This window comes from Blastococcus goldschmidtiae (genome assembly GCF_031845325.1).
In the GTDB taxonomy this organism is placed as follows: Bacteria; Actinomycetota; Actinomycetes; order Mycobacteriales; family Geodermatophilaceae; genus Blastococcus; species Blastococcus goldschmidtiae.
In genome coordinates this window covers 218,441-238,506 of the sequence record NZ_JAVREI010000003.1, presented here as the reverse complement: position 1 = coordinate 238,506, position 20,066 = coordinate 218,441, and the positions used below count along the sequence as shown (strand labels likewise).

Sequence of the window (20,066 nt, the reverse complement as noted above, 5' to 3'; positions counted from 1 at the left end):
TGCCGTCCCCTGTACCGCTGACCCCCTTCGTCGCACCTGCGCACCCCTCCGGGCCCACTCGGCACGACGGGACTGCTCAGGCGGGGAGGCGGAAGAGGCCGTCCTCGGTCTGCTCGACCAGGCCGTCGGTGAGCAGCGAGTCCAGGCAGCGCGCGCGCTGGGCCGGGTCGTCCCACGCGGGCTCCAGCGCGGCGGCGTCCACCGGCTCCGACGCCGCCCGCAGGACGTCGAGCAGTCGCCCGCGCACCTGCCGGTCGGTGCCGGCGAACTTCTGCACCCGCCGGGCAGGGCCCTCGTGCGCGGGGGAGCCGGCCAGCCGCCAGGCACAGCGCTCGCGCACCGGGCAGGCGCCGCACCGGGGCGTCCCGGCCACGCACACCAACGCCCCCAGCTCCATGATCGCGACCGAGAACCGGACGGCGCGGTCGTCGTCCTCCGGCGCCAGCGCCGCGATGTCGGCCAGATCGGCCGCCCGGGCGTTCGCGGCCTCGGCCCGGCCGTGGACCAGCCGGGCCACCACGCGCCGGACGTTGGTGTCGACGACGGGCTGCCGCCGGCCGTACCCGAAGCAGGCCACGGCCCGCGCGGTGTAGGTGCCGATACCCGGCAGCGCCTCGAGGTCGGGCACCGACGAGGGGACGACGTCGCCGTGCCGCTCGGCGATCGCTGCCGCGGCCTCGCGCAGCCGCAGCGCACGCCGGGGGTAGCCGAGCTTCCCCCAGGCGCGGATGACCTCCGCCGGGCTGGCCGCGGCCAGGGCGGACGGGGCGGGCCAGCGCGCCAGCCACTCGCGCCACACCGGCTCCACCCGGGCCACGGGGGTCTGCTGCAGCATCACCTCGCTGACCAGGACCGCCCATCCGTCCACGCCTGGGCGGCGCCACGGCAGATCCCGGGCGGCCGTGGCGAACCAGTCGACGATCACCTCGCCGGCCTCCGGGCCGGGCCCTGGCGCGGGACGGGTGGGAGAACTGGTCACGGGGGTCCAGTGTGCCGTCCCGGAGGAGCGGCGTGCCGTTTCGGGGGGCGGGCGGCCCCGGGCTAGCGTCCTCCCCGTGCTGCACCCGGTCGGACCCCTGCGGGCGCGCGTCTACTGGCGCCGCCGGGCGGTCGTGCTGGCGGTGCTGGTGGCGTTCCTGGGCGCCGGCGCGTGGGGTGGCGTGGTGCTGCTCTCCGGTGCTCGGGGACCGGCGGAGGCGCGGACGGTGCCCGCCGCCGCCGGCTCCGCGGTGCCCACGCCGGCGCTCGCGGAGGTGGTCCCGTCGCTGACCGCCGTGCGCACCCCGGTGGCACCCGAACCGGTGGCCGACGACGCGGCCGATGCCCCGGCGACGCCGCCGAGCGCCGCTGCGTCACCCGCACCCGCACCCGCACCCGCTCCCGCACCCGCTCCCGCTCCCGCACCCGCTCCCGCTCCCGCACCTCAGGCCGGGGGGCCGTGCACGGACGAGATGCTGGCCGTCGAGGTGCGCACGCCGGGGTCGGTGCCGACGGGCACCAAACCCGTGTTCGAGCTGGTGGTGACCAACACGTCGGGGGTGCCCTGCGTGCGGGATCTGGACAAGGGGCTGCAGGAGCTGATCCTGCTCGACGGCGCCGGCGCCCGTGTGTGGGGCAGCAACGACTGCTTCCCGGAGTCCGGCCCCGACGTGCGGACGCTGGCCCCCGGCGAGGCCGTCGTCTTCCCGGTGGTGTGGGGTGGGCTGACCAGCGACCCGGACTGCGCCGCCGAGCGGACCCCGCCGCCGCCGGGCTCCTACGCGGTCCGCGGCCGGCTGGACACCACGGTCTCGCCGGACGCGCCGCTGACCCTCACCTGATCGGTGGAGCCGCACGCACGTCCCGGGACCGGCTGCCGGAGGCGGCTATCGTCCCGCGGACATGAGCAGCGGACCGGTGGGCGACGGGGCAGGTGAAGCCCGCGCCGCCGACGACGTGCGGAGCGCACCGGGGTGGTGGCGCACCGGACTGGTCCTGGGCTGGGGGGCGGTGGCCTCCGCGGCAGGAGGGCTGCTCACCGCGCTTCCGGACCCGGCCGAACCGGGCACCGCGACGGCGGTCCTCTGGCTCACCGGCCTGGTCCTCGGGCTGGTGGCCACGGCATTCCTCCGCCGCGCCTGGTCCGTCCCCGGGCTGGTCGACGACCCGGCGGTCGTCCGCGCCCGGGGCTGGTGCGACGTCGCGCTCGTCGCGTGGGGCACGTCGATCGTGCTCCGGTTCGTGCTGGGCGACCTGCTCGACGCGGGGGGGACCTGGCTCACCGTGCTCGGTGGCCTGCTCGGCACGGTGTTCGTCGTGGCCTACGTCGGGATGCTCGTCCTGGCGACTCGCCGGCGCCCGGAGCAGAGCCCCCGACGGGATCAGCTGTAGCGGTCGAGGATCGAGGTCTCGGCGAGGCGGGAGAGCCCCTCGCGGATGCCCCGGGCCCGGGCCTCACCCACGCCCTCCACGGCCAGCAGGTCCTCGATGGTGGCGGCCAGCAGCTTCTGCAGCCCGCCGAAGTGGTCGACGAGCCGGTCGATGATCCCGGACGGCAGCCGGGGGACCCGGTTGAGCAGCCGGTACCCGCGCGGGCTGACCGGTGAGTCGAGCGCGTCGGGCGACGTCGGCAGCCCGTAGCAGCGGGCCACCGCCGACAGGTCGAGCAGCTCGGTGGCCGACAGCGCCCGCAGGTCGGTGAGCACCTGGTCGATGGTGCGCACCCGCCGGCCGCCGTCGGGGAGGTAGTCGCGGACGAGCAGGCCGCGGTCCTCCTCGACCCCGGCCAGCATCTCGTCCAGCTGCAGCGCGAGCAGGCGGCCGTCGGTGCCGAGCTCGACGACGAAGCCCTCGATCTCGTCGGCGATCCGGCGGACCATCTCCAGCCGCTGGCTGACGCTCATCGCGTCGCGCACCGTGACCAGGTCCTCGATCTCCAGCGCGGAGAGCGTGCTGGCCACCTCGTCGAGCCGCAGCTTGTACCGCTCCAGGGCCGCCAGGGCCTGGTTGGCGCGGGCCAGGATCGTGGTGGGGTGCTCGAGGGTGTAGCGGCGCCCGGCCACGTAGACGCTGATGATGTGCATCGACTGGCTGACCGAGATCACCGGGAAGCCCGTCTGGATCGCGACCCGCTCGGCGGTGCGGTGCCGGGTGCCCGACTCCTCGGTGGGGACGGTCGGATCGGGCATGAGGTGCACACCGGCGCGGACGATCCGGGTGCCGTCGTAGGAGACGATCACCGCGCCGTCCATCTTGGCCAGCTCGCGGAGGCGGGTGGCCGAGAGCTGGACGTCCAGGGCGAACCCGCCGGTGCACAGCCCTTCGACCACGCGGTCGTACCCGAGGACGATCAGTGCCCCGGTGCGCCCGGCCAGGATCCGCTCCAGCCCGTCGCGCAGCGCGGTACCGGGAGCGATCCGGCCGAGGAGTTCGCGCAGGGCGACCTCGGGGTCCTCAACGGCGGGCACGAGCGCTCCTGACGGTCGAGTGGTACGGACGCCGAGTCTACGTGTCCGGTCCTCCGGTCACCGGGCTCGGCTGCCGGTCAGCATCCCAGATGCGAGACCGTCCCGGGTCAGAAAAGCTGCTGGAATGCCGACCTGAGGTCGGGCACCTCCACCAGGCGGATCCCCGGAGGGGGCGGGCCGGCGTCCTCCGGCACCAGCGCGACCTTGTAGCCCTGCCGGGCTGCCTCGGCCAGCCGACGTCCGGTGCCCCCCACCCGGCGGATCTCGCCGGACAGCCCGACCTCACCCAGGGCGATCATCCCGGCCGGGAGCGCACGGTCGTGCGCGGCCGAGGCGATGGCGAGGGCCAGCGCGAGGTCGGCCGCCGGTTCGGCGATGCGCACGCCGCCGACGGAGGCTGCGAAGACGTCGGCGTCGGCCAGCTTGACCCCACCACGGCGCTCGACGACGGCGTTCACCATCGCGACGCGCTGCCCGTCCAGGCCGCTCACCGCGCGCCGCGGCGAGCCACCGCCGGACGAGCTCGCCACCAGCGCCTGCACCTCGGCCAGCAGCGGCCGGCTGCCCTCCATCGTCACCGTGACGCAGCTGCCGGGCACCGGAGCCGCGCGGCGGGAGACGAACAGCGCCGAGGGGTCGGGGACGCCGACGACCCCGGAGTCCCCGATCTCGAAGCAGCCGATCTCGTCGGCGGGTCCGAAACGGTTCTTCGTGGCGCGGACCAGGCGGAGCGTCGAGTGCCGCTCGCCGTCGAAGGAGATCACCACGTCGACCAGGTGCTCGAGGGTGCGCGGACCGGCGATGGCGCCGTCCTTGGTCACGTGGCCGACCAGGATGGTGGTCATGCCGCGGCTCTTGGCGACGGCGGTCAGCGCGCTGGCCACCGCCCGGACCTGCGTGGCGCCGCCGTCGGTGCCGTCACCCGGGGAGCGCACGGTCTGGACGCTGTCGAGGACGAGCAGCGTCGGGTTCACCTGCTCGACATGGGACAGGACGGCCGACAGCTCCGTCTCCGCAGCGAGGAAGAGCCGCTCGTGCAGCGCACCGATGCGCTCGGCGCGCAGCCGGACCTGACCGGCCGACTCCTCGCCCGAGACGACCAGTGCCGGCCCGTTGCTCGCCGCGACGCGGTGGGCGACCTCGAGCAGGAGCGTGGACTTGCCGACCCCGGGCTCCCCGGCGACCAGCAGCACAGCGCCGGGCACCAGCCCGCCCCCGAGCACCCGGTCGAACTCGCCGATGCCCGTGGGCACCGCCCGGGCGCCGGCCAGCTCCACCTCGGCGATCGGGCGGGCCGGGGCGGTGACCGGGCCGGCGGACACCGCACGCAGGCCGGGGCCGGTCGAGCCGATCTCGGCGATCGTGCCCCACGCCTGGCACTCCGGGCAGCGGCCGACCCACTTGGCCGAGGCGTAGCCGCACTCGGTGCAGCGGTGGGCGGGGCGGGCGGTCTTCACTCCAGCAGGTGGCACGCGGCGACGCTAACCCCGGCCACCGACAAGTCCCGGGACGTGCTGGTACGGCCGCCCTTCAGGGACCCGCGTCGAGCGTGCGAGGCGTGGGGGGAAGGGTGGTCCTTCTTCAGTCCTCGTCGCCGATGGCGGACTCGCGCTCGCGGGCGATGTCCTCGGCGCCCTCGGCGCCCTCGCCGCCCTCTTCCTCGGAGTGGTGGAAGTCGAAGGCCTCCCCGCGCTCCTCCTCGGAGTCAGGGGTGGCGATCGTGGTGCGCACGGTGACCTCGCCGGCGTTCTCGAAGGTCAGCACGAGAGTGAGGGACTGCGCGACGGTCAGCGGGTCCGCAAGGTCGGTCAGCGTGACCGAGGCGTCCTCGTCGGGGCCGACGAAGACGGTCTCGTCCGGGGCCAGCTCGATCTCGCCGGAGTCGGCTCCCGAAGCCCCCGAGCCGCCGGAGATCTCCGCCTCGTCGAAGCCCTCGCCCTCGACGGAGACGAGCGTGTCGGGCTCGTCTCCGGTGTTGACGACGGCCATGGTCAGCTCGGCGTCGTCACCGGCCTCGTAGCTCGCGCTGCGCGGGAAAGCCAGCTGGACCTGGCGCAGCGTGATGTCGCCGACCTCGGCCATCGCGCCGACCTGGTCGCGCTGCTGGGTGGCGGTCTGCGTCACCTGACCCGCGCTGCACGCGGAGAGGGCGATGGGGGAGAACAGAGCAACGCCCACGATGGCGGCGCGCAGAGCGCGGGTCACGGCCGTCGACCTCCACACAGGTTCGGGGTAGCGGTTCCCGGGGGATCGGGACCGAGTCGCGCCCAGCGTATCGGTCACCCCACGATGATCGCCGGGAGGTGAGGTCGGTGGCGTCCAGCGCAACCGGGGCCGGCGGCGGGGACGGCGGTCGCCGCGACCCGGCTCTCGTCGACTTCCCGGCACGGGCCCCGCGCACCCGCAGGTGGTGCTTCGCCGACCAGCTGGGGCCGCACTTCCTCGACCGGCCCGACCAGCCGGTGCTGCTCGTCGAGTCCCGGGCGGTGTTCACCCGGCGCCGGTTCCACCGCCAGAAGGCGCACCTGGTCCTCTCCGCCCTCCGGCACCGCGTGGCCGAGCTGGGCGACCAGGCGGAGTTCCACCAGGTCGGCACCTACGGCGAGGCGCTCGACCGGGTGCGCGAGCCGCTGAGCGTCTGCGCGCCGACGTCCTGGGGCAGCCGCGACATGGTCCTGCGCCGTCCCGGCGTGGAGGTGCTCGCGGCCCGCGGCTTCGTGACCGGACAGCCCGACTTCGCCGCATGGGCCGCGGGCCGCAGCCGTCGGGGTGGCGGGGCGGGTGGACGGCAGAGCCGGCTGCTGATGGAGGACTTCTACCGCGACGCCCGACGGCGCCACGACGTCCTCATGGACGGCGCGCAGCCGGTCGGCGGCCGCTGGAACCTCGACGAGGAGAACCGGCAGCCGCCGCCCGCCGACGGTCGCTCCCCGGCGCCCGTCCCCTGGTGGCCCGAGGAGGACGGGATCGACGAGGAGGTCCGCGCCGATCTGGACCGCTGGGAGGCGGCCGGCGACGTGTCCTTCGTCGGGGACGACGGTCCGCGGTTGTTCCCGGTGACCCACCGCGAGGCGCTGCACCGGCTGCGCGACTTCCTCGGGAACCGCCTGGGTGCGTTCGGTCCGCACGAGGACGCGATGCTGCGCGACGAGCGGTGGCTGGCCCACTCCCTGCTGTCGCCGGCGCTCAACCTCGGGCTGCTCGATCCCGTGGACGTGGTGACGGGGGCCGAGCAGCGGTACCGAGACTCCGTCACCGACGGCGATCCGCTGCCGCTCAACAGCGTCGAGGGCTTCGTCCGCCAGGTCATGGGCTGGCGGGACTACATCTGGCACATGTACTGGCACCTCGGCCGCGACTTCCGCACGCGCAACCACCTCGGGGCCACGCAGCAGGTGCCGGGCTGGCTGGGCGGCCTCGACGACGACGCGGTCGACGCCGCCTGCCTCTCCGACGTGCTCGGCGACCTGCGCCGCGACGGCTGGGTGCACCACATCCCGCGGCTGATGGTCCTGGGCAACTACGCGCTGCAGCGCGGGATCGACCCCTCGGCCATGACCGACTGGTTCCACGAGAGCTTCGTCGACGGCTACGAGTGGGTGATGGTCGCCAACGTCGTCGGCATGAGCCAGCACGCCGACGGCGGGGTGCTCGCCACCAAGCCCTACGCCTCCGGCGGTGCCTACATCGACCGGATGAGCGACTACTGCGGCGGGTGCCGGTACGACCCGAGGAAGCGGCTCGGGGAGGATGCCTGCCCGTTCACCGCGGGCTACTGGGCCTTCCTCGACCGCACCCGCGACCGGCTGGCCGGCAACCACCGCATGCGCCGGCCGCTGCAGGGCCTCGACCGGCTGGAGGACCTCCCCGCGGTGGTCGAGCAGGAGCGGCTCCGGGGCACCGAGCCGCCGTAGTCAGGTGAGCCCGGCGCCGCTGGTCAGCAGGAGGACCACGTCCAGGACCGTGAGGAGCATGACGGCGGGGAAGGCCAGCCGGCGGAAGCGAGGGGTGCCCGCCAGGGCCGCGACGACGGCCGCGGGGACCGCGACGACCAGGCTCGCCCACCCGGCGGCCGACGGCGCACCGTCGGGGCCCAGGACCAGCACGAGCGAGGCGCCCAGCAGCAGCGCAGCGCAGGTGACCGCCGAGGCGGTGGCGCCCAGGCGGTGCGGGAGCCCGCGCACGCCGGTGGCGAGGTCCTCCTCGATGTCGGGCGCGACGTTGGCCAGGTGGGCGGCTGCGCCCAGGGCGCCGCCCGCGGCGACGAGCCACCACGGCGCCGACGGCGTGCCCGGCGCCGCGGCGACCACGCCGGCCGGCAGTGCACCGAATCCCGTCACGTAGGGCAGCACGGACGCGGCGGTGCGCTTCAGGCCGGCGTTGTAGGCCCAGCCGCTGGCCACCAGGACCAGCAGCAGCAGCCCCGGCACGACCCCGAGCAGCAGGGACAGGACGACGGCGGCGACGAGGGCCGAGAGGGCGGCGGTCCGCAGCACTCCCGGGTCCACCGCGCCCTGCACCACCGGCTTGTCGGGGCGCGCCACCGCGCGGTCGCGGTCGGCGTCCAGCCAGTCGTTGCTCCAGCCGATGGACAGCTGACCTGCGAGAACGGCGGCGAGGACGAGCGCGGTCCGGCCGGGTCCGGCGCCCGCCGCGACCGCCAGCAGCGTGCCGACGAGCGTCACCGCGACCGTGGGGCCGGGGTGCGTGGCGCGCGTCAGAGCCGCCCCGAGGCCCCTCCGCGCCCCCGGTGCACGCACATCGGACATGCCTCTGTCAACCCCTCACTGGAGGCGGACCTGCCTTCTGACCTGCACCTTTGCGGCACGGTTCGGGTCCGCCGGGTCAGTCTGCCGTGGTAGCCTGGGAACAGCGAAAGGGGTCACATTCACATGGGCTTCACTGTCGGCGAGACCGTCGTCTATCCGCATCATGGTGCCGCGCTGATCGAGGCGATCGAGCAGCGGACCATCAAGGGCGTCGAGAGGGCGTACCTCGTGCTGAAGGTCGCCCAGGGCGACCTCACCGTGCGCGTCCCGGCTGACAACGCAGAGATCGTCGGCGTGCGCGACGTCGTCGGTCAGGAAGGCCTGGACAAGGTCTTCGAGGTGCTGCGTGCACCGCACACCGAGGAGCCGACCAACTGGTCGCGCCGCTACAAGGCCAACCTCGAGAAGCTGGCCTCGGGTGACGTGAACAAGGTGGCCGAGGTCGTCCGCGACCTCTGGCGCCGCGACAAGGACCGTGGTCTGTCGGCGGGGGAGAAGCGCATGCTCTCCAAGGCCCGTCAGATCCTGGTCAGCGAGCTCGCGCTCGCCGAGGGCACGAACGAGGACAAGGCCGAGATCCTGCTCGACGAGGTCCTCGCCAGCTGAGCTCGCGTTCTCCGGGCACCCAGATAGACATCCGGACCACTCCCGTGCACGCTGCAGCGATCGTCGCAGCGGCCGGGAGTGGTTCGCGTCTGGGGGCCGGACTGCCGAAGGCGCTGGTCCCGCTCGCCGGCCGCCCGCTCGTCTGCTGGGCGGTCGACACCCTGCTCGACGGCGGGGTGTCCGAGGTGGTGGTCGTCGTCCCCGCCGCGCAGCGCGCCGAGTTCGAGGCCGTGCTGCCCCGCGGGGTCGCCGTGGTCGACGGAGGCGCTTCCCGCACGGCCTCGGTCCGCGCCGGCCTGGCCGCGATCGGCCCGGCGGCGACCGCCGTCCTGGTGCACGACGCGGCGCGCCCGCTCACCCCGGCCGCGGTCGTCGCCCGGGTGCTCGCCGCACTCGAGGCCGGCACCCCCGCGGTGATCCCGGTGCTCCCCGTCGTCGACACCACGGTGCTGGTGGACGACGACGGCCTGGTCACCGACGCCGTGCCGCGGGCGCCGCTGCGCCGGGTGCAGACCCCGCAGGGGTTCGACCGCGCGTCTCTCGTCGCCGCCTACGCCGCCCTCGACCCCGGCGCCGACCTCACCGACGATGCCGCCGTCGTCCGGCGTGCGGGCGTGCCGGTGAGCACCGTGGACGGCGACGAGCGGTGCGCGAAGGTCACCGTCGCCCACGACCTCACCCTGGCCGCACTCGCACTGACCGTCGGAGAGAGCACCCCGTGAACCAGCTGCCCCGGATCGGCGTCGGCACCGACGTGCACCCGATCGAGGCCGGCCGCACCTGCTGGATCGCCGGTCTGGAGTGGCACGGCGTCGACGGCTGCGCCGGGCACTCGGACGGGGACGTCGTCGCCCACGCCCTGACCGACGCCGTCCTGTCCGCGTCCGGCCTGGGCGACATCGGCGGGCTGCTCGGCACCGACGACCCGCGGTGGGCCGGAGCCCGGGGCGCCGACGTCCTGGCCCACGTCCGCGAGGTGCTGGCCGCCGCGGGCTGGCAGGTCGGCAACGCCTCGGTGCAGCTGATCGGGAACAGCCCCAAGATCGGGCCCCGCCGTCTCGAGGCCGAGGCGGTGCTGACGGCCGCGCTGGGCGCCCCGGTCAGCGTGACCGCGACCACCACCGACGGCCTGGGGCTGACCGGCAGAGGCGAGGGCCGGGCCGCGGTGGCCACCGCCCTCGTGGTCCGGACGGAGGAGGCCGGCTCTCCGCAGGCGTAAGGGGGTCCCGGGACTCCGTAGACTCCCACCGGTGAGCCTCCGCCTGTACGACACGGCCGCCCGTGCGGTCCGCGACTTCACGCCCCTGCGTGCCGGTCGGGCGTCGCTCTACGTCTGCGGCCTCACCGTGCAGGGCCCGCCGCACATCGGGCACATCCGGGCCGCTGTCTCCTTCGACGTGCTGCGCCGCTGGCTGGAGGCCGGCGGCCTCGAGGTCACCTACGTCCGCAACGTCACCGACATCGACGACAAGATCCTGGCGAAGGCCGCCGAGCGCGACCTCCCGTGGTGGGCCTGGGCGTACCTCAACGAGCGCGCCTGCACCCGGGCCTACGACGTCCTCGGCGTGCTGCCGCCGACCTACGAGCCGCGGGCCACCGGCCACATCCCGGAGATGGTCGAGCTGATGCAGCGGCTGATCGACCGCGGGCACGCCTACGCCGTCGACGGCGACGTGTACTTCGACGTGCGCTCGTTCCCCGCGTACGGCGCGCTCACCGGCCAGCGGCTGGAGAACCTCGAGCCCGCGGCCGACACCGACACCGACGACCGCAAGCGCGACCCGCGTGACTTCGCGCTGTGGAAGGCCAGCAAGCCCGGCGAGCCGGAGACCGCCTCGTGGGCCACGCCGTGGGGGCGGGGCCGCCCCGGCTGGCACCTGGAGTGCTCGGCTATGGCCGGCAAGTACCTCGGGGAGGCCTTCGACATCCACGGCGGCGGCCTGGATCTGCGCTTCCCCCACCACGAGAACGAGCAGGCGCAGTCGTGCGCGGCCGGTGAGCGGTTCGCGCAGTACTGGATGCACAACGGCTGGGTCACGCTCGGCGGCGAGAAGATGAGCAAGTCGCTGGGCAACACCGCGCTGGTCGAGGAGGTCGTGCAGCGGGTCCGCCCGGTCGAGCTGCGCTACTACCTGGTCGCGCCGCACTACCGCTCCATGATCGAGTTCACCGACGCGGCGCTGGGCGAGGCGGCCGCGGGCTACCGGCGGATCGAGTCCTTCGTGAAGCGGGCCGCGGAGCGGGTGGGGGCCGACGCCGGGTCGGCGGTGTTCTGCGCGGACTTCAGCAACGCGATGGACGACGACCTCGGCACCCCCGCCGCCGTGGCCGCGATCCACGAGATGGTCCGCGAGGGCAACACCGCGCTGGCCGACGGGAACGACGGTGCCGTCGCGGGCACGCTCGGTTCCGTGCGGGCCATGCTCGGCGTCCTGGGACTGGACCCGCTGGATCCGCAGTGGGCCACCGGCTCGGACGACCGCCTCGCGGCGGCCACCGACGGGCTGGTGGCGCTCGCGCTCGAGCAGCGGCAGGCCGCCCGTGCGCGCAAGGACTTCGCCGCCGCAGACGCGATCCGGAACCAGTTGACCACCCTCGGCGTCTCCGTCGAGGACACCCCTGATGGACCCCGATGGGAGCTGAGCCGCTGATGGCCGGCAACAGCCAGCGCCGAGGCCGTAGCGACGGCGCAGGCAAGAAGCGGGCGACCGCGGGGACCGGCGGCAAGAACCGTCGTTCACTCGTCGGCCGTGGCGCGACGCCTCCGGCGGAGGCCCGCCCGGGCCACCCCGCGCAGCGCAAGGCCGCCGCGGTGGCCCATGCCCGTTCCGAGCGCGCCCGCGCACGCGCGCGTTCCGAGGAGACCCCCGAGCTCCTGCTCGGCCGCAACCCGGTCGTCGAGGCACTGCGTGCGCGGATCCCCGCGACCGCGCTGTACGTGGTCACCGGTGACGTGGGGTCGGGTAGGGCGGGTGCCAAGACAGCCACCGACGAGCGGATCACCGAGGCGCTGGGGCTGGCTGCCGACCGCGGGCTGCCGCTGCTCGAGGTGGGCAAGGCCGAGTTCGACCGGATGTCCCAGGGCGCCCTGCACCAGGGCATCGGCCTCCAGGTGCCGCCCTACGACTACGCGCACCCGGACGACCTGATCGACCTGGCCCGGAACTCGGGGCGCCCGCCGCTGCTGGTGGCGCTCGACGGCGTGACCGACCCGCGCAACCTCGGCGCCGTCGTCCGCTCGGCGGCCGCGTTCGACGCGCACGGCGTCGTCGTCCCGCAGCGCCGGGCCGTGGGCATGACGGCGTCGGCCTGGCGCACCAGCGCCGGTGCGGCTGCGCGGATCCCGGTGGCCCGGGCGGTGAACCTGGCCCGCACGCTGGGCTCCTACCAGGACGCCGGGCTGCAGACCGTGGGCCTGGCCGGTGACGGCGACGTCGACCTGCACGAGTACGACGGCTTCGCCGACCCCGTGGCGCTGGTCGTCGGCGCCGAGGGCACGGGGCTGTCCCGGCTGGTCCGGGAGAAGTGCGACGTCGTCGTGCGCATCCCGATCGACCGCGACACCGAGTCCCTCAACGTCAGCGTCGCCGCCGGCATCGCGTTGTACGCGGCCGGGATGGCCCGCCGCTGATCCTGCGCGGCGGTGCGGGCGCACACCGTTGCCCCCGGGGCGGGAGGAGGTGCACACTCCCGGCACCGCTCCGAGGAGGCATCTGTGCAGATCAGCCAACTGCTCCGCCACAAGGGCCGTGAGGTCGCCACCATCGACGGGTCGGACAGCGTCCGATCCGCCCTCGCGCTGCTGGCGGAGAAGGGCATCGGCGCGCTGGTGGTCTCCTCCGACGGCAGCCGCGTCGACGGCATCGTGTCCGAGCGCGACGTCGCGCGCGGGCTCCACGACCGCGGCCCCGACCTGCTCGCCGAGCCCGTGTCCAGCGTGATGACGGCCCAGGTGCACGTCTGCCCGCCCGATGCCAGCGTGGAGGGCCTCGCACGGACGATGACCGACCACCGGGTCCGGCACGTCCCCGTCGTCGCCGACGGTGTCCTGGTCGGCATCGTCTCCATCGGCGACGTCGTCAAGGCGCGGCTGGACGAGCTGGAGGAGGAGCGCCGCCAGCTCGTCGACTACATCCAGACCTGATGGCGGCGGATCAGCCGATCAGCTGGGCCACGCTGTAGATGACCAACCCGGCGAGGCCGCCGACGACGGTGCCGTTGACCCGGATCCACTGCAGGTCGCGGCCCACCTGGAGCTCGATCCGCCGGCTGGTCTCGTCGGTGTCCCACCGCGCGACGGTGCTGCTCACCAGGTCGGCGACGTCGCCGGAGAACCGCTCGGCCAGGTACCCGGCGACGGTGCCCGAGTGGCGCTGCACCAGCTCGCGCACGGTCGGGTCGGACTCGAGCAGCCGCGCGCCCTCGAGGATCAGGGCGGTCGCGCGGGCGCGCAGCTCCGAGTCGGGATCGGCGGCCGCGCCGAGGACGGCGGTCTTGGCGTTCGACCAGAGCGACCCGGACCAGGTGCGCACGGCCGGGTGCTCCAGCACTTCCTTCTTCAGCGCCTCGACACGGGCCGCCGCGTCCGGGTCCGTGCGCAGCGACTCCACGTAGACCCGCAGGCGGGCGTCGTAGGCCCGGCGCAGGTCGTGCCGGGGGTCGGAGCCGACCTCGTCGAAGAAGCGTTGGATGCCGGCGAAGGCGCGGTCGAAGACCCGATCGTCCACCCAGTCGGGGACCCAGGCCGGGGAGGCGTCGCCGAGCTGCGCGCGGAAGACCAGCCGGTTGTCCTCGAGGAAGCGGGAGAGCAGCCGCATGGCCGCCGAGAGCACCTCCTGGTGCCGGTCGCCGTCGACGACCAGCTCCAGGACCCGGGCCAGCGCCGGCGCGGCCGGCGTCTCGTCGAGCTTGCGCTGCACCAGCGCGGCGACGGCGGGCTCGAGGTCCTCGTCGCGGAGCAGCTCGGTCAGCGCGCCGAGCGCCGCGGCCGCGTCCCCGGAGAGGCGTTCCGCGCGGCCGGGGGAGGCCAGGAAGGCGCCGAGCCGGCCGGGCACGTCGATGGTGCCGAGCTTCTCCTCGATGATCGGGCGGGTCAGGAAGTTCTCCTGGACGAAGGTGCCCAGGCTCTCGCCGATCTGGTCCTTCTTGCGCGGGATGATCGCGGTGTGCGGGATCGGCAGCCGCAGCGGGTGCCGGAAGAGCGCGGTGACGGCGAACCAGTCGGCCAGCGCGCCGACCATGGAGGCCTCCGCGGTGGCGCGGACGTACCCCACCCAGGCGCCCTGCTCCTCGCCGAGCAGCACGCAGACGAGGAAGACGGCGGCGGCGAGCAGGAACAGCCCGGTCGCGAACCGCTTCATCCAGGCCAGGTCGCGGGCCCTTTCCGGATCGTCGAGGGAGCCGGTGAGCGGGAGGGGCGGTCGGGATTCCGGCACGTGCCGAGCCTAGGGACCCCGACCGCCTCGCCGCTCGGGATTCAGCCGGTCGAACCCAGGGTGACCTCGATCGTCCGCTCGCCGTTCCCGCGGCGGACGGTGAGCTCCGCCGTCGCGCCCGGGGCCTCGCTGCGCACCGCGGCGGTCAGCTCGGTGGAGGAGGTGATGGGGCGGTCGCCCACCGCGGTGACGACGTCGCCGGCGGCGATGCCGGCGTCGGCCGCCGCGCTGTCCGGCTCCACGGTGACGACCTCCGCGCCCGTGCCGATCTCGGCGTTCGGGCCCGCGGCCGCGGTCCGGGTGCTGACGCCGAGGAAGGCCCGGGTCGCCTTGCCCGTCTCCCGGATCTCGTCGCCGATCCGCTTGGCCGTGTTGCTCGGGATGGCGAAGCCGACGCCGATGTTGCCGCTCTGCGCCTCGCCGCCGAAGCCACCCGACGCGACCGTCGCGATCGCGGTGTTGATCCCGATGACCTCACCGGCGCCGTTGACCAGCGCGCCCCCGGAGTTGCCCGGGTTGATCGCCGCGTCGGTCTGGATCGCGTCGATGACGGTGGCCTCGTCCTGCGAGGAGCCGGTCTGCACCGCGCGCCCGGTGGCGCTGATGATGCCGTCGGTGACGGTGTTGGACAGGCCCAGCGGGGCACCGATGGCGACGGCCACGTCACCCACCTGGACGCCGTCGGAGTCGGCGAAGGTGGCCGCGGTCAGGTTCGCGGCATCCTCGAGCCGGACCACGGCGAGGTCGGCGGACGGGTCGGTGCCCACCACCTCGGCGTCGTAGAGGGTGCCGTCGGCGGTGCGCACCTGCACGGCGTTCCCCTCGCCCGCGACGACGTGGTTGTTCGTGAGGACGAAGCCGTCCTCGGTCAGGATCACGCCCGACCCGCTGCCGCCACCTTGCCGGCCGGTCACGTAGACGGTGACCACGCTGGGTGCGGCCTTGGCGGCGGCCGCGGTGGCGGTCGTGGCGGACTCGGGGTTCTCGATGACGACGTTCTGCGCCGCGACGGGCGAGCTGCCCGACCGGCCGCCGTCGTCGTCGAGCGTGGCGACCCCGGCGCCGGCGGCGCCACCGATGAGGGCACCCGCGACCAGCCCGACCAGGCCCGTCCGCACCCGCCCGTTCCGTCGGGCAGGAGGAACCTGCCCGACGGGCGCGCCCGGTCCGGGGATCGGCGGCAGGCCGCCGTAGCCGGCGGCGGGGGACGGGGTGGTCGGCATGCGCGGTGGCCCCCAGTACGGCTGCCCCGCTGCCGGCGACTGCCCCGGCGGGGGCGGCGGCGCGTAGGGCGGCTGCCCGTAGGACTGCCCGTACGGGCGGCCGTACGGAGGCTGCGTGCCGTAGGGCTGCTGGTTCGAGCCGGCCTGCCCGTACGACGGCTGGGGAGCGGTCGGCGCGCGGTCCGGCCCCCCCGGCTGCACGCCGGAATCCTGCGTGGGGTCGGCCGGGCCGGTGTGACCCGACGATCCGTGTTCGCTCACTGGTCGTCTCCTCCCTTCGCGCAGCCATCCGGCCGGCGCGACGGTCCCACTGTCCTGCCGCGCACTGGCGCGCGGCTGGAGGCTCCCTGTGAGATCCCTGAACGGCTCAACGCGGGATGTCCTCCAGCAATGCCCCACGACCGACGAGTTCAGTGACGGCCCAGACGGCGAGCATCTCGGCGGCGAGCAAGCCGATGAGTACGAGCAGTTGCGCGGCCCCTGCCTCGAGCGGGGTCCCGCCGCCGAGCAGCACACCGACGAAGGCGCCCGGCAGGGTCACCAGGCCGACGGTGCGGGTCTGGTCCAGCGGGGGGATCAGGGCCGAGGCCGCTGCGGGCCGCACCACGAACAGGACGGCGTCGCGGGGGAGGAACCCCATCGCGAGCGCCGCCTCGACCTCGCCGCGTCGCTGGTCCAGCTCCTCGCGCAGCCGGCGCCCGGCCAGCGACGTCGCCGTCATGGCGCCCCCGATGAGGATGCCGGCGATCGGGATGACCGACTCGCCCCGGAAGGGGACCGCCCCGCTGGCCAGCACGAGCGCGACGACTGGGGCGGCGCCGCCCGCGATCGGCAGCGCGGTGGACAGCAGCCGGTCCCGCGCGCCCGGGGAGCGCAGCGGCCGGCCGGTCACCCGCTCGGCGGCGGTGACCGACGCGATGGCGGTCATGAGGACGACGAACGCCGCGGAGAGGGGCAGCGACTCCACCACCGCGAGCAGGACGACGGAGACAACGGCCAGCTGCACCGTCGCGCGGGTGGCGGCGACGAGCATCGGCCGGTGCTCGCCCAGGCCGGAGAGCCGGCCGGCCGTCGCGGCCAGCCCGGTGAGGACGAGCAGGACGATGCCCAGCCGGAGATCCGGGTCGACGACGGAGGAGCCCACGGACGTGGATACTGCCGGGTACCGCGGGCGGCCAGGCGGACGGCCGCCGACGTCGCGCAACCAGCAGGAGGACGCCCGTGCCCGGTCTCTCCGGACGGCCCGCACTGGTTCTCGCTGCACCGTTCGCGGCCGTGCTGGCCGTCGCCGGCGGGCTCGCCCTGGACGGCTCGGCGGTCTTCGGCCTGGGCGTCGTCACCGGCCTGGTGGGTGCCGCCTGGGCAGGAGCGGCGTGGGAAGGGTCACGGGACGGTGAGGTGGCCCTGGTCACGGGGGCGCTGGCGGCGGCACGGACCGGAGGCGGTCTGCTCGTCGTCTGCGGTGCCGCGGTGCTCGTCGGGACCGCGGTGACCCTGCTCGTCGGTGCGTTGCTCGCTGCAGCAGCGGTGCTGCTCCACCGGCCCGACCCGAGCCGCGCCGCACCGGCGCTCCCGGACGAGCCGGAGGGCCCCGTCGTCCTCTCCCCGCTGCACCCCGCGGCTCCGACATTCCGCATCGGTTCGGTCGGCAGCGTGCGGGCGGCCCTCCCGCCGGTCCGCGCCCTCAGCGCCCGGTCGCTCGGGGAGGAGTGGCTGCGCACGACGGCAGTGCTGGACGCCTCGCCGGAGCCGGGCACCCGCGAAGCGGTCGCGGCCCGCAGGCAGTCGGTCCTCGACGAGCTGGAGCGGCGCGATCCGGCAGGGTTCGCGCGCTGGCTGGCCCACGGGACGGATCGCAGCAGCAACCCGGCGGACTTCGTGCACGAGGAGCCCCGGGCCGGCGACGGCGCCGGCTGAGGACTGCTGCAGGGGAAAGCGGTCGAGCCGCTCGCCCCGGGCTGGCAGCCTGACCGGTGTGACGCCCGAGCCCGTGGTGCTCCGCCCTGCCCGGCCCGACGACGGACCGGCGGTCGCCGACGTCTGGCTCCGCTCCTTCGACGCCGCGCTGCCGACGGTGCGCCGGGCGCATCCGGACGACGAGGTCCGCCGGTGGATCCGGGACGTCGTCGTCCCCGGGGAGGACACCTGGGTGGCCGAGGCCGGGGGCGCCGTGGTCGGTGTCCTGGCGCTGTCCAGCGGGTGGATCGACCAGCTCTACCTCGACCCGGGCGCGCGCGGACGGGGGATCGGCGACCGGTTCGTCGCGCTGGCGCAGCAGCGTTCCCCCTCCGGACTGCAGCTGTGGACGTTCCAGGTGAACGGGCCGGCGCAGCGCTTCTACGAACGCCACGGGTTCGTCGCCGTCGAACGCACCGACGGCGTGGGGAACGAGGAACGCGAGCCCGACGTCCGCTACCGGTGGCCGTTAATGTCGGAGCCCGCGCACGCCGCGCACCACGAGGGAGAGTTCGATCCGCAGGCCGTTGTGGACGTCGCGCTGCACTGGCAGCAGTGGCGCCTGCGCTCGGGCACGCTGGACCGGGGGCGCGAGGTCGTGCTCGCGGCAGCGCACCGGGAACTCGGCCGGGCGGGGTAGTCCCTATCCTGTGGCCGGGACGGGTTCCCGTGTCCCGCCGACGTGGCGCAATTGGTAGCGCACCCGACTTGTAATCGGGCGGTTAGGGGTTCAAGTCCCCTCGTCGGCTCAGTCGAAGCTGCCCGCGCCGTCCCGGCGGTAGCGCGAGCGGCGCTCCACCCGCCGCCGCTCGGCCCGCTCGGCGCGCAGTCGGGCGGCGGTCCCCGGGGGGAAGCCGGCCTTGACCACCCGGTGCTCGATCGTCTCGGTCATGTAGGCCATCGAGATCAGCAGCCCGAGCACGAGCCCGCCGACGGCTGCGGACACCCGGTAGGACAGGGGCACCGGCGGGACCACCAGGCAGAGCACCACCACGGGGGAGACCTGCACCACCGCGCGTGCCAGGTGGCGGGCCACCCACGTGGGCCCGGTCGTGTCGGCCAGCACCCACGGGGAGAGCCGCCGGGGGAGTCCGCCGCCGAGGGCGTACCAGAGCCACTGCACCGGATTGGGCCGCTCACGCACGCCTCCGAAGGTAGGCCGCATCCGGGCGTACGGTGACCCCCCGTGGACGAGCGTCGCCTGGGGGTCGTCTCCGGGCTGGCCGCCTACTCCATGTGGGGCCTGTTCCCCCTGTACTTCCCGCTCCTGGAGCCCGCCGGCGGCGTGGAGATCGTCGCCCACCGGGTCGTCTGGTCGCTGCTCTTCATCGCCCTGCTCCTGACCGCCGTCCGCCGCTGGGGGCACGTCCGCGCTGCCGTGGCCGACCGGCGCACCGTGCTCGTGCTCACCGGCGCGGCGCTGCTCATCGCCACCAACTGGCTGATCTTCGTCTACGGCGTGAACTCCGGGCACGTCGTCGAGACCTCCCTCGGCTACTTCATCAACCCGCTGGTGAGCGTCCTGCTCGGGGTGGTCGTCTTCGGCGAGCGGCTGCGCCGGCTCCAGTGGGTGGCCGTGGCCATCGCCGCGGTCGCGGTCGCCGTGCTCACCGTGGACTACGGCCGGCCGCCGTGGATCGCGCTCGGGCTGGCGGCAAGCTTCGGGCTCTACGGGCTGATGAAGAAGCTGGTGCGCGTGGAGGCCGCCCCGGGCCTGCTCGTCGAGACGGCGCTGGTGACGGTGCCGGCGATCGCGCTCCTGACCGTCCTGCACGCGGACGGCACGGGGACGTTCGGCAACGCCGGGACGGGCCACGCGCTGCTGCTGGTGAGTTCCGGGATCGCCACCGCCGTCCCGTTGCTGCTGTTCGCCGCGGCCGCCCGGCGGATCCCGCTGTCGACCGTCGGGCTGCTGCAGTACCTCACCCCGCTCATGCAGCTCTCCGTCGGCGTCTTCGTCTACGGCGAACCGATGCCCCCGGCCCGGCTGGCCGGCTTCGCCATCGTCTGGGTCGCGCTCGCCGTCTTCACGGCGGACACCCTGCGACACGCCCGCGCAGGGACACGCCGGTCGATTCCGGACGTCGTGCCGGCCGGACTGTGACGTGCACCGTCGTCCGGAGCGGCCCTGAGCGCCGCCTCGTCATGTCGTCCGAAACTGTCGGACGGCCCCTCTACGGTTCCTCCCGAGTCGCCCTCACCAGGGGTCGGCAGAAGAGGGAGCGAGCATGAGCACCGACCTCGTCCCGGCCGTCGAGGCGTCCGGGAGCGACGCCTCCGCGGACGCGATCGCGGTGGCATCCACGCAGGTCGCAGCGCCGGGACTGGCTCCGCGGGAGCGGGCGATGCTCGCCTTCGAGCGGCAGTGGTGGCGGGCGGCAGGTGCCAAGGAGACCGCCATCCGGAACCGCTTCGAGCTCAGCCCGACCCGCTACTACCAGGTGCTCAACGCCCTGGTCGACCGACCGGAGGCGCTGGCGGCCGACCCGCTGCTCGTCCGGCGGCTGCGACGGGTCCGTGCGGCACGGCAACGGACGCGTCCGTCCCGAGGTCCTGGGCAATGAGAGTTACAACCATTAGATTTGGTGACCGTGGGCAGGCACGCGGGATCAGGCAGTGACGGAACGGGTT

The 20,066-nt window shown here is 74.6% G+C and carries 22 protein-coding genes and 1 tRNA gene; 14 read left to right on the top strand and 9 right to left on the bottom strand.

Annotated elements, in window-relative coordinates:
* Positions 1-76: 76 nt before the first annotated feature.
* Positions 77-979, bottom strand: coding sequence for an HhH-GPD family protein (locus RM425_RS08055; protein WP_311344670.1), 903 nt, complete (start codon positions 977-979; stop codon positions 77-79).
* Between the two features lie 76 nt (positions 980-1,055).
* Here RM425_RS08055 and RM425_RS08050 point away from each other — a divergent pair, with 76 nt between their 5' ends.
* A complete protein-coding gene (locus tag RM425_RS08050; RefSeq protein ID WP_311344669.1) occupies positions 1,056-1,820 on the top strand; it encodes a MucR family transcriptional regulator in 765 nt (254 codons plus the stop codon).
* Between the two features lie 61 nt (positions 1,821-1,881).
* Complete coding sequence (locus RM425_RS08045) at positions 1,882-2,370, top strand: hypothetical protein (RefSeq protein WP_311344668.1); 489 nt, start codon at positions 1,882-1,884, stop codon at positions 2,368-2,370.
* On the opposite strand, the gene disA is transcribed toward RM425_RS08045, so the two are convergent.
* From disA to RM425_RS08030, 3 genes are all read right to left on the bottom strand, one after another.
* Positions 2,361-3,446, bottom strand: a complete 1,086-nt coding sequence (gene disA / locus RM425_RS08040) for a DNA integrity scanning diadenylate cyclase DisA (protein WP_311344667.1) — start codon at positions 3,444-3,446, stop codon at positions 2,361-2,363. The genes RM425_RS08045 and disA overlap by 10 nt on opposite strands.
* A 107-nt stretch (positions 3,447-3,553) precedes the next feature.
* Entirely contained in the window at positions 3,554-4,918 is a 1,365-nt protein-coding gene (gene radA, locus RM425_RS08035) for a DNA repair protein RadA (RefSeq protein ID WP_311344666.1), read from the bottom strand.
* Positions 4,919-5,027: 109 nt separating this feature from the next.
* Positions 5,028-5,651, bottom strand: coding sequence for a copper chaperone PCu(A)C (locus RM425_RS08030; protein WP_311344665.1), 624 nt, complete (start codon positions 5,649-5,651; stop codon positions 5,028-5,030).
* Positions 5,652-5,758: 107 nt separating this feature from the next.
* Here RM425_RS08030 and RM425_RS08025 point away from each other — a divergent pair, with 107 nt between their 5' ends.
* Positions 5,759-7,360 (top strand): cryptochrome/photolyase family protein, encoded by a 1,602-nt coding sequence (locus tag RM425_RS08025; RefSeq protein ID WP_311344664.1) that lies wholly within the window; start codon positions 5,759-5,761, stop codon positions 7,358-7,360.
* Here RM425_RS08025 and RM425_RS08020 read toward each other — a convergent pair whose 3' ends face one another.
* Positions 7,361-8,215 (bottom strand): UbiA family prenyltransferase, encoded by an 855-nt coding sequence (locus RM425_RS08020; RefSeq protein WP_311344663.1) that lies wholly within the window; start codon positions 8,213-8,215, stop codon positions 7,361-7,363.
* A 123-nt stretch (positions 8,216-8,338) separates the two neighbouring features.
* Between RM425_RS08020 and RM425_RS08015 the strand changes: the two genes are divergently transcribed.
* The 6 genes from RM425_RS08015 (at position 8,339) to RM425_RS07990 (ending at position 12,965) form a co-directional block, all read left to right on the top strand.
* Positions 8,339-8,821, top strand: coding sequence for a CarD family transcriptional regulator (locus RM425_RS08015; protein WP_040337433.1), 483 nt, complete (start codon positions 8,339-8,341; stop codon positions 8,819-8,821).
* Positions 8,822-8,865: 44 nt separating this feature from the next.
* Positions 8,866-9,543 (top strand): 2-C-methyl-D-erythritol 4-phosphate cytidylyltransferase, encoded by a 678-nt coding sequence (ispD, locus tag RM425_RS08010; protein WP_311344662.1) that lies wholly within the window; start codon positions 8,866-8,868, stop codon positions 9,541-9,543.
* On the top strand, positions 9,540-10,040 hold the full coding sequence (ispF, locus tag RM425_RS08005; protein ID WP_311344661.1) for a 2-C-methyl-D-erythritol 2,4-cyclodiphosphate synthase: 501 nt from the start codon (positions 9,540-9,542) through the stop codon (positions 10,038-10,040). Before ispD ends, ispF begins: the two co-directional genes overlap by 4 nt.
* 31 nt (positions 10,041-10,071) lie before the next feature.
* On the top strand, positions 10,072-11,472 hold the full coding sequence (gene cysS / locus RM425_RS08000) for a cysteine--tRNA ligase (RefSeq protein WP_311344660.1): 1,401 nt from the start codon (positions 10,072-10,074) through the stop codon (positions 11,470-11,472).
* Positions 11,454-12,452, top strand: coding sequence for a 23S rRNA (guanosine(2251)-2'-O)-methyltransferase RlmB (gene rlmB / locus RM425_RS07995; protein WP_449495080.1), 999 nt, complete (start codon positions 11,454-11,456; stop codon positions 12,450-12,452). The genes cysS and rlmB overlap by 19 nt, the downstream gene beginning before the upstream one ends.
* A gap of 84 nt (positions 12,453-12,536) precedes the next feature.
* Complete coding sequence (locus RM425_RS07990) at positions 12,537-12,965, top strand: CBS domain-containing protein (protein WP_311344659.1); 429 nt, start codon at positions 12,537-12,539, stop codon at positions 12,963-12,965.
* A gap of 10 nt (positions 12,966-12,975) precedes the next feature.
* Here RM425_RS07990 and RM425_RS07985 read toward each other — a convergent pair whose 3' ends face one another.
* The 3 genes from RM425_RS07985 to RM425_RS07975 form a co-directional block, all read right to left on the bottom strand.
* Positions 12,976-14,256 carry a DUF445 domain-containing protein gene (locus RM425_RS07985; RefSeq protein ID WP_311344658.1) on the bottom strand — a complete coding sequence of 427 codons (1,281 nt, stop codon included), beginning with the start codon at positions 14,254-14,256 and terminating at the stop codon, positions 12,976-12,978.
* A 41-nt stretch (positions 14,257-14,297) separates the two neighbouring features.
* On the bottom strand, positions 14,298-15,740 hold the full coding sequence (locus tag RM425_RS07980; RefSeq protein ID WP_311344657.1) for a S1C family serine protease: 1,443 nt from the start codon (positions 15,738-15,740) through the stop codon (positions 14,298-14,300).
* Between the two features lie 106 nt (positions 15,741-15,846).
* Entirely contained in the window at positions 15,847-16,623 is a 777-nt protein-coding gene (locus RM425_RS07975) for an ABC transporter permease (protein ID WP_311344656.1), read from the bottom strand.
* A gap of 77 nt (positions 16,624-16,700) precedes the next feature.
* Here RM425_RS07975 and RM425_RS07970 point away from each other — a divergent pair, with 77 nt between their 5' ends.
* The 3 genes from RM425_RS07970 to RM425_RS07960 all read left to right on the top strand — a co-directional run bounded on the left by RM425_RS07970 (position 16,701) and on the right by RM425_RS07960 (position 18,184).
* Positions 16,701-17,396 carry a hypothetical protein gene (locus RM425_RS07970; protein ID WP_311344655.1) on the top strand — a complete coding sequence of 232 codons (696 nt, stop codon included), beginning with the start codon at positions 16,701-16,703 and terminating at the stop codon, positions 17,394-17,396.
* A 58-nt stretch (positions 17,397-17,454) separates the two neighbouring features.
* Entirely contained in the window at positions 17,455-18,075 is a 621-nt protein-coding gene (locus RM425_RS07965) for a GNAT family N-acetyltransferase (protein WP_311344654.1), read from the top strand.
* Positions 18,076-18,111: 36 nt separating this feature from the next.
* A tRNA-Thr gene (locus RM425_RS07960) sits at positions 18,112-18,184 on the top strand.
* Here RM425_RS07960 and RM425_RS07955 read toward each other — a convergent pair.
* Positions 18,184-18,579, bottom strand: coding sequence for a DUF5313 family protein (locus RM425_RS07955; protein WP_311344653.1), 396 nt, complete (start codon positions 18,577-18,579; stop codon positions 18,184-18,186). The genes RM425_RS07960 and RM425_RS07955 overlap by 1 nt on opposite strands.
* A 42-nt stretch (positions 18,580-18,621) precedes the next feature.
* Here RM425_RS07955 and rarD point away from each other — a divergent pair, with 42 nt between their 5' ends.
* Together rarD and RM425_RS07945 are read left to right on the top strand one after the other, a co-directional pair.
* Positions 18,622-19,539: an EamA family transporter RarD gene (rarD, locus tag RM425_RS07950; RefSeq protein ID WP_311344652.1), complete on the top strand. Its 918-nt coding sequence runs from the start codon at positions 18,622-18,624 to the stop codon at positions 19,537-19,539.
* A 124-nt stretch (positions 19,540-19,663) separates the two neighbouring features.
* On the top strand, positions 19,664-19,999 hold the full coding sequence (locus RM425_RS07945) for a DUF3263 domain-containing protein (RefSeq protein ID WP_311344651.1): 336 nt from the start codon (positions 19,664-19,666) through the stop codon (positions 19,997-19,999).
* Positions 20,000-20,066 lie beyond the last annotated feature (67 nt).

Bases quoted from the DNA above. Each gene is read 5' to 3' on its own strand.
- RM425_RS08045 (WP_311344668.1), top strand. From the start codon at position 1,882: ATGAGCAGCGGACCGGTGGGCGACGGGGCAGGTGAAGCCCGCGCCGCC.
- RM425_RS08020 (WP_311344663.1), bottom strand. From the start codon at position 8,215: ATGTCCGATGTGCGTGCACCGGGGGCGCGGAGGGGCCTCGGGGCGGCT.
- RM425_RS08015 (WP_040337433.1), top strand. From the start codon at position 8,339: ATGGGCTTCACTGTCGGCGAGACCGTCGTCTATCCGCATCATGGTGCC.
- rlmB (WP_449495080.1), top strand. From the start codon at position 11,454: ATGGGAGCTGAGCCGCTGATGGCCGGCAACAGCCAGCGCCGAGGCCGT.
- RM425_RS07945 (WP_311344651.1), top strand. From the start codon at position 19,664: ATGAGCACCGACCTCGTCCCGGCCGTCGAGGCGTCCGGGAGCGACGCC.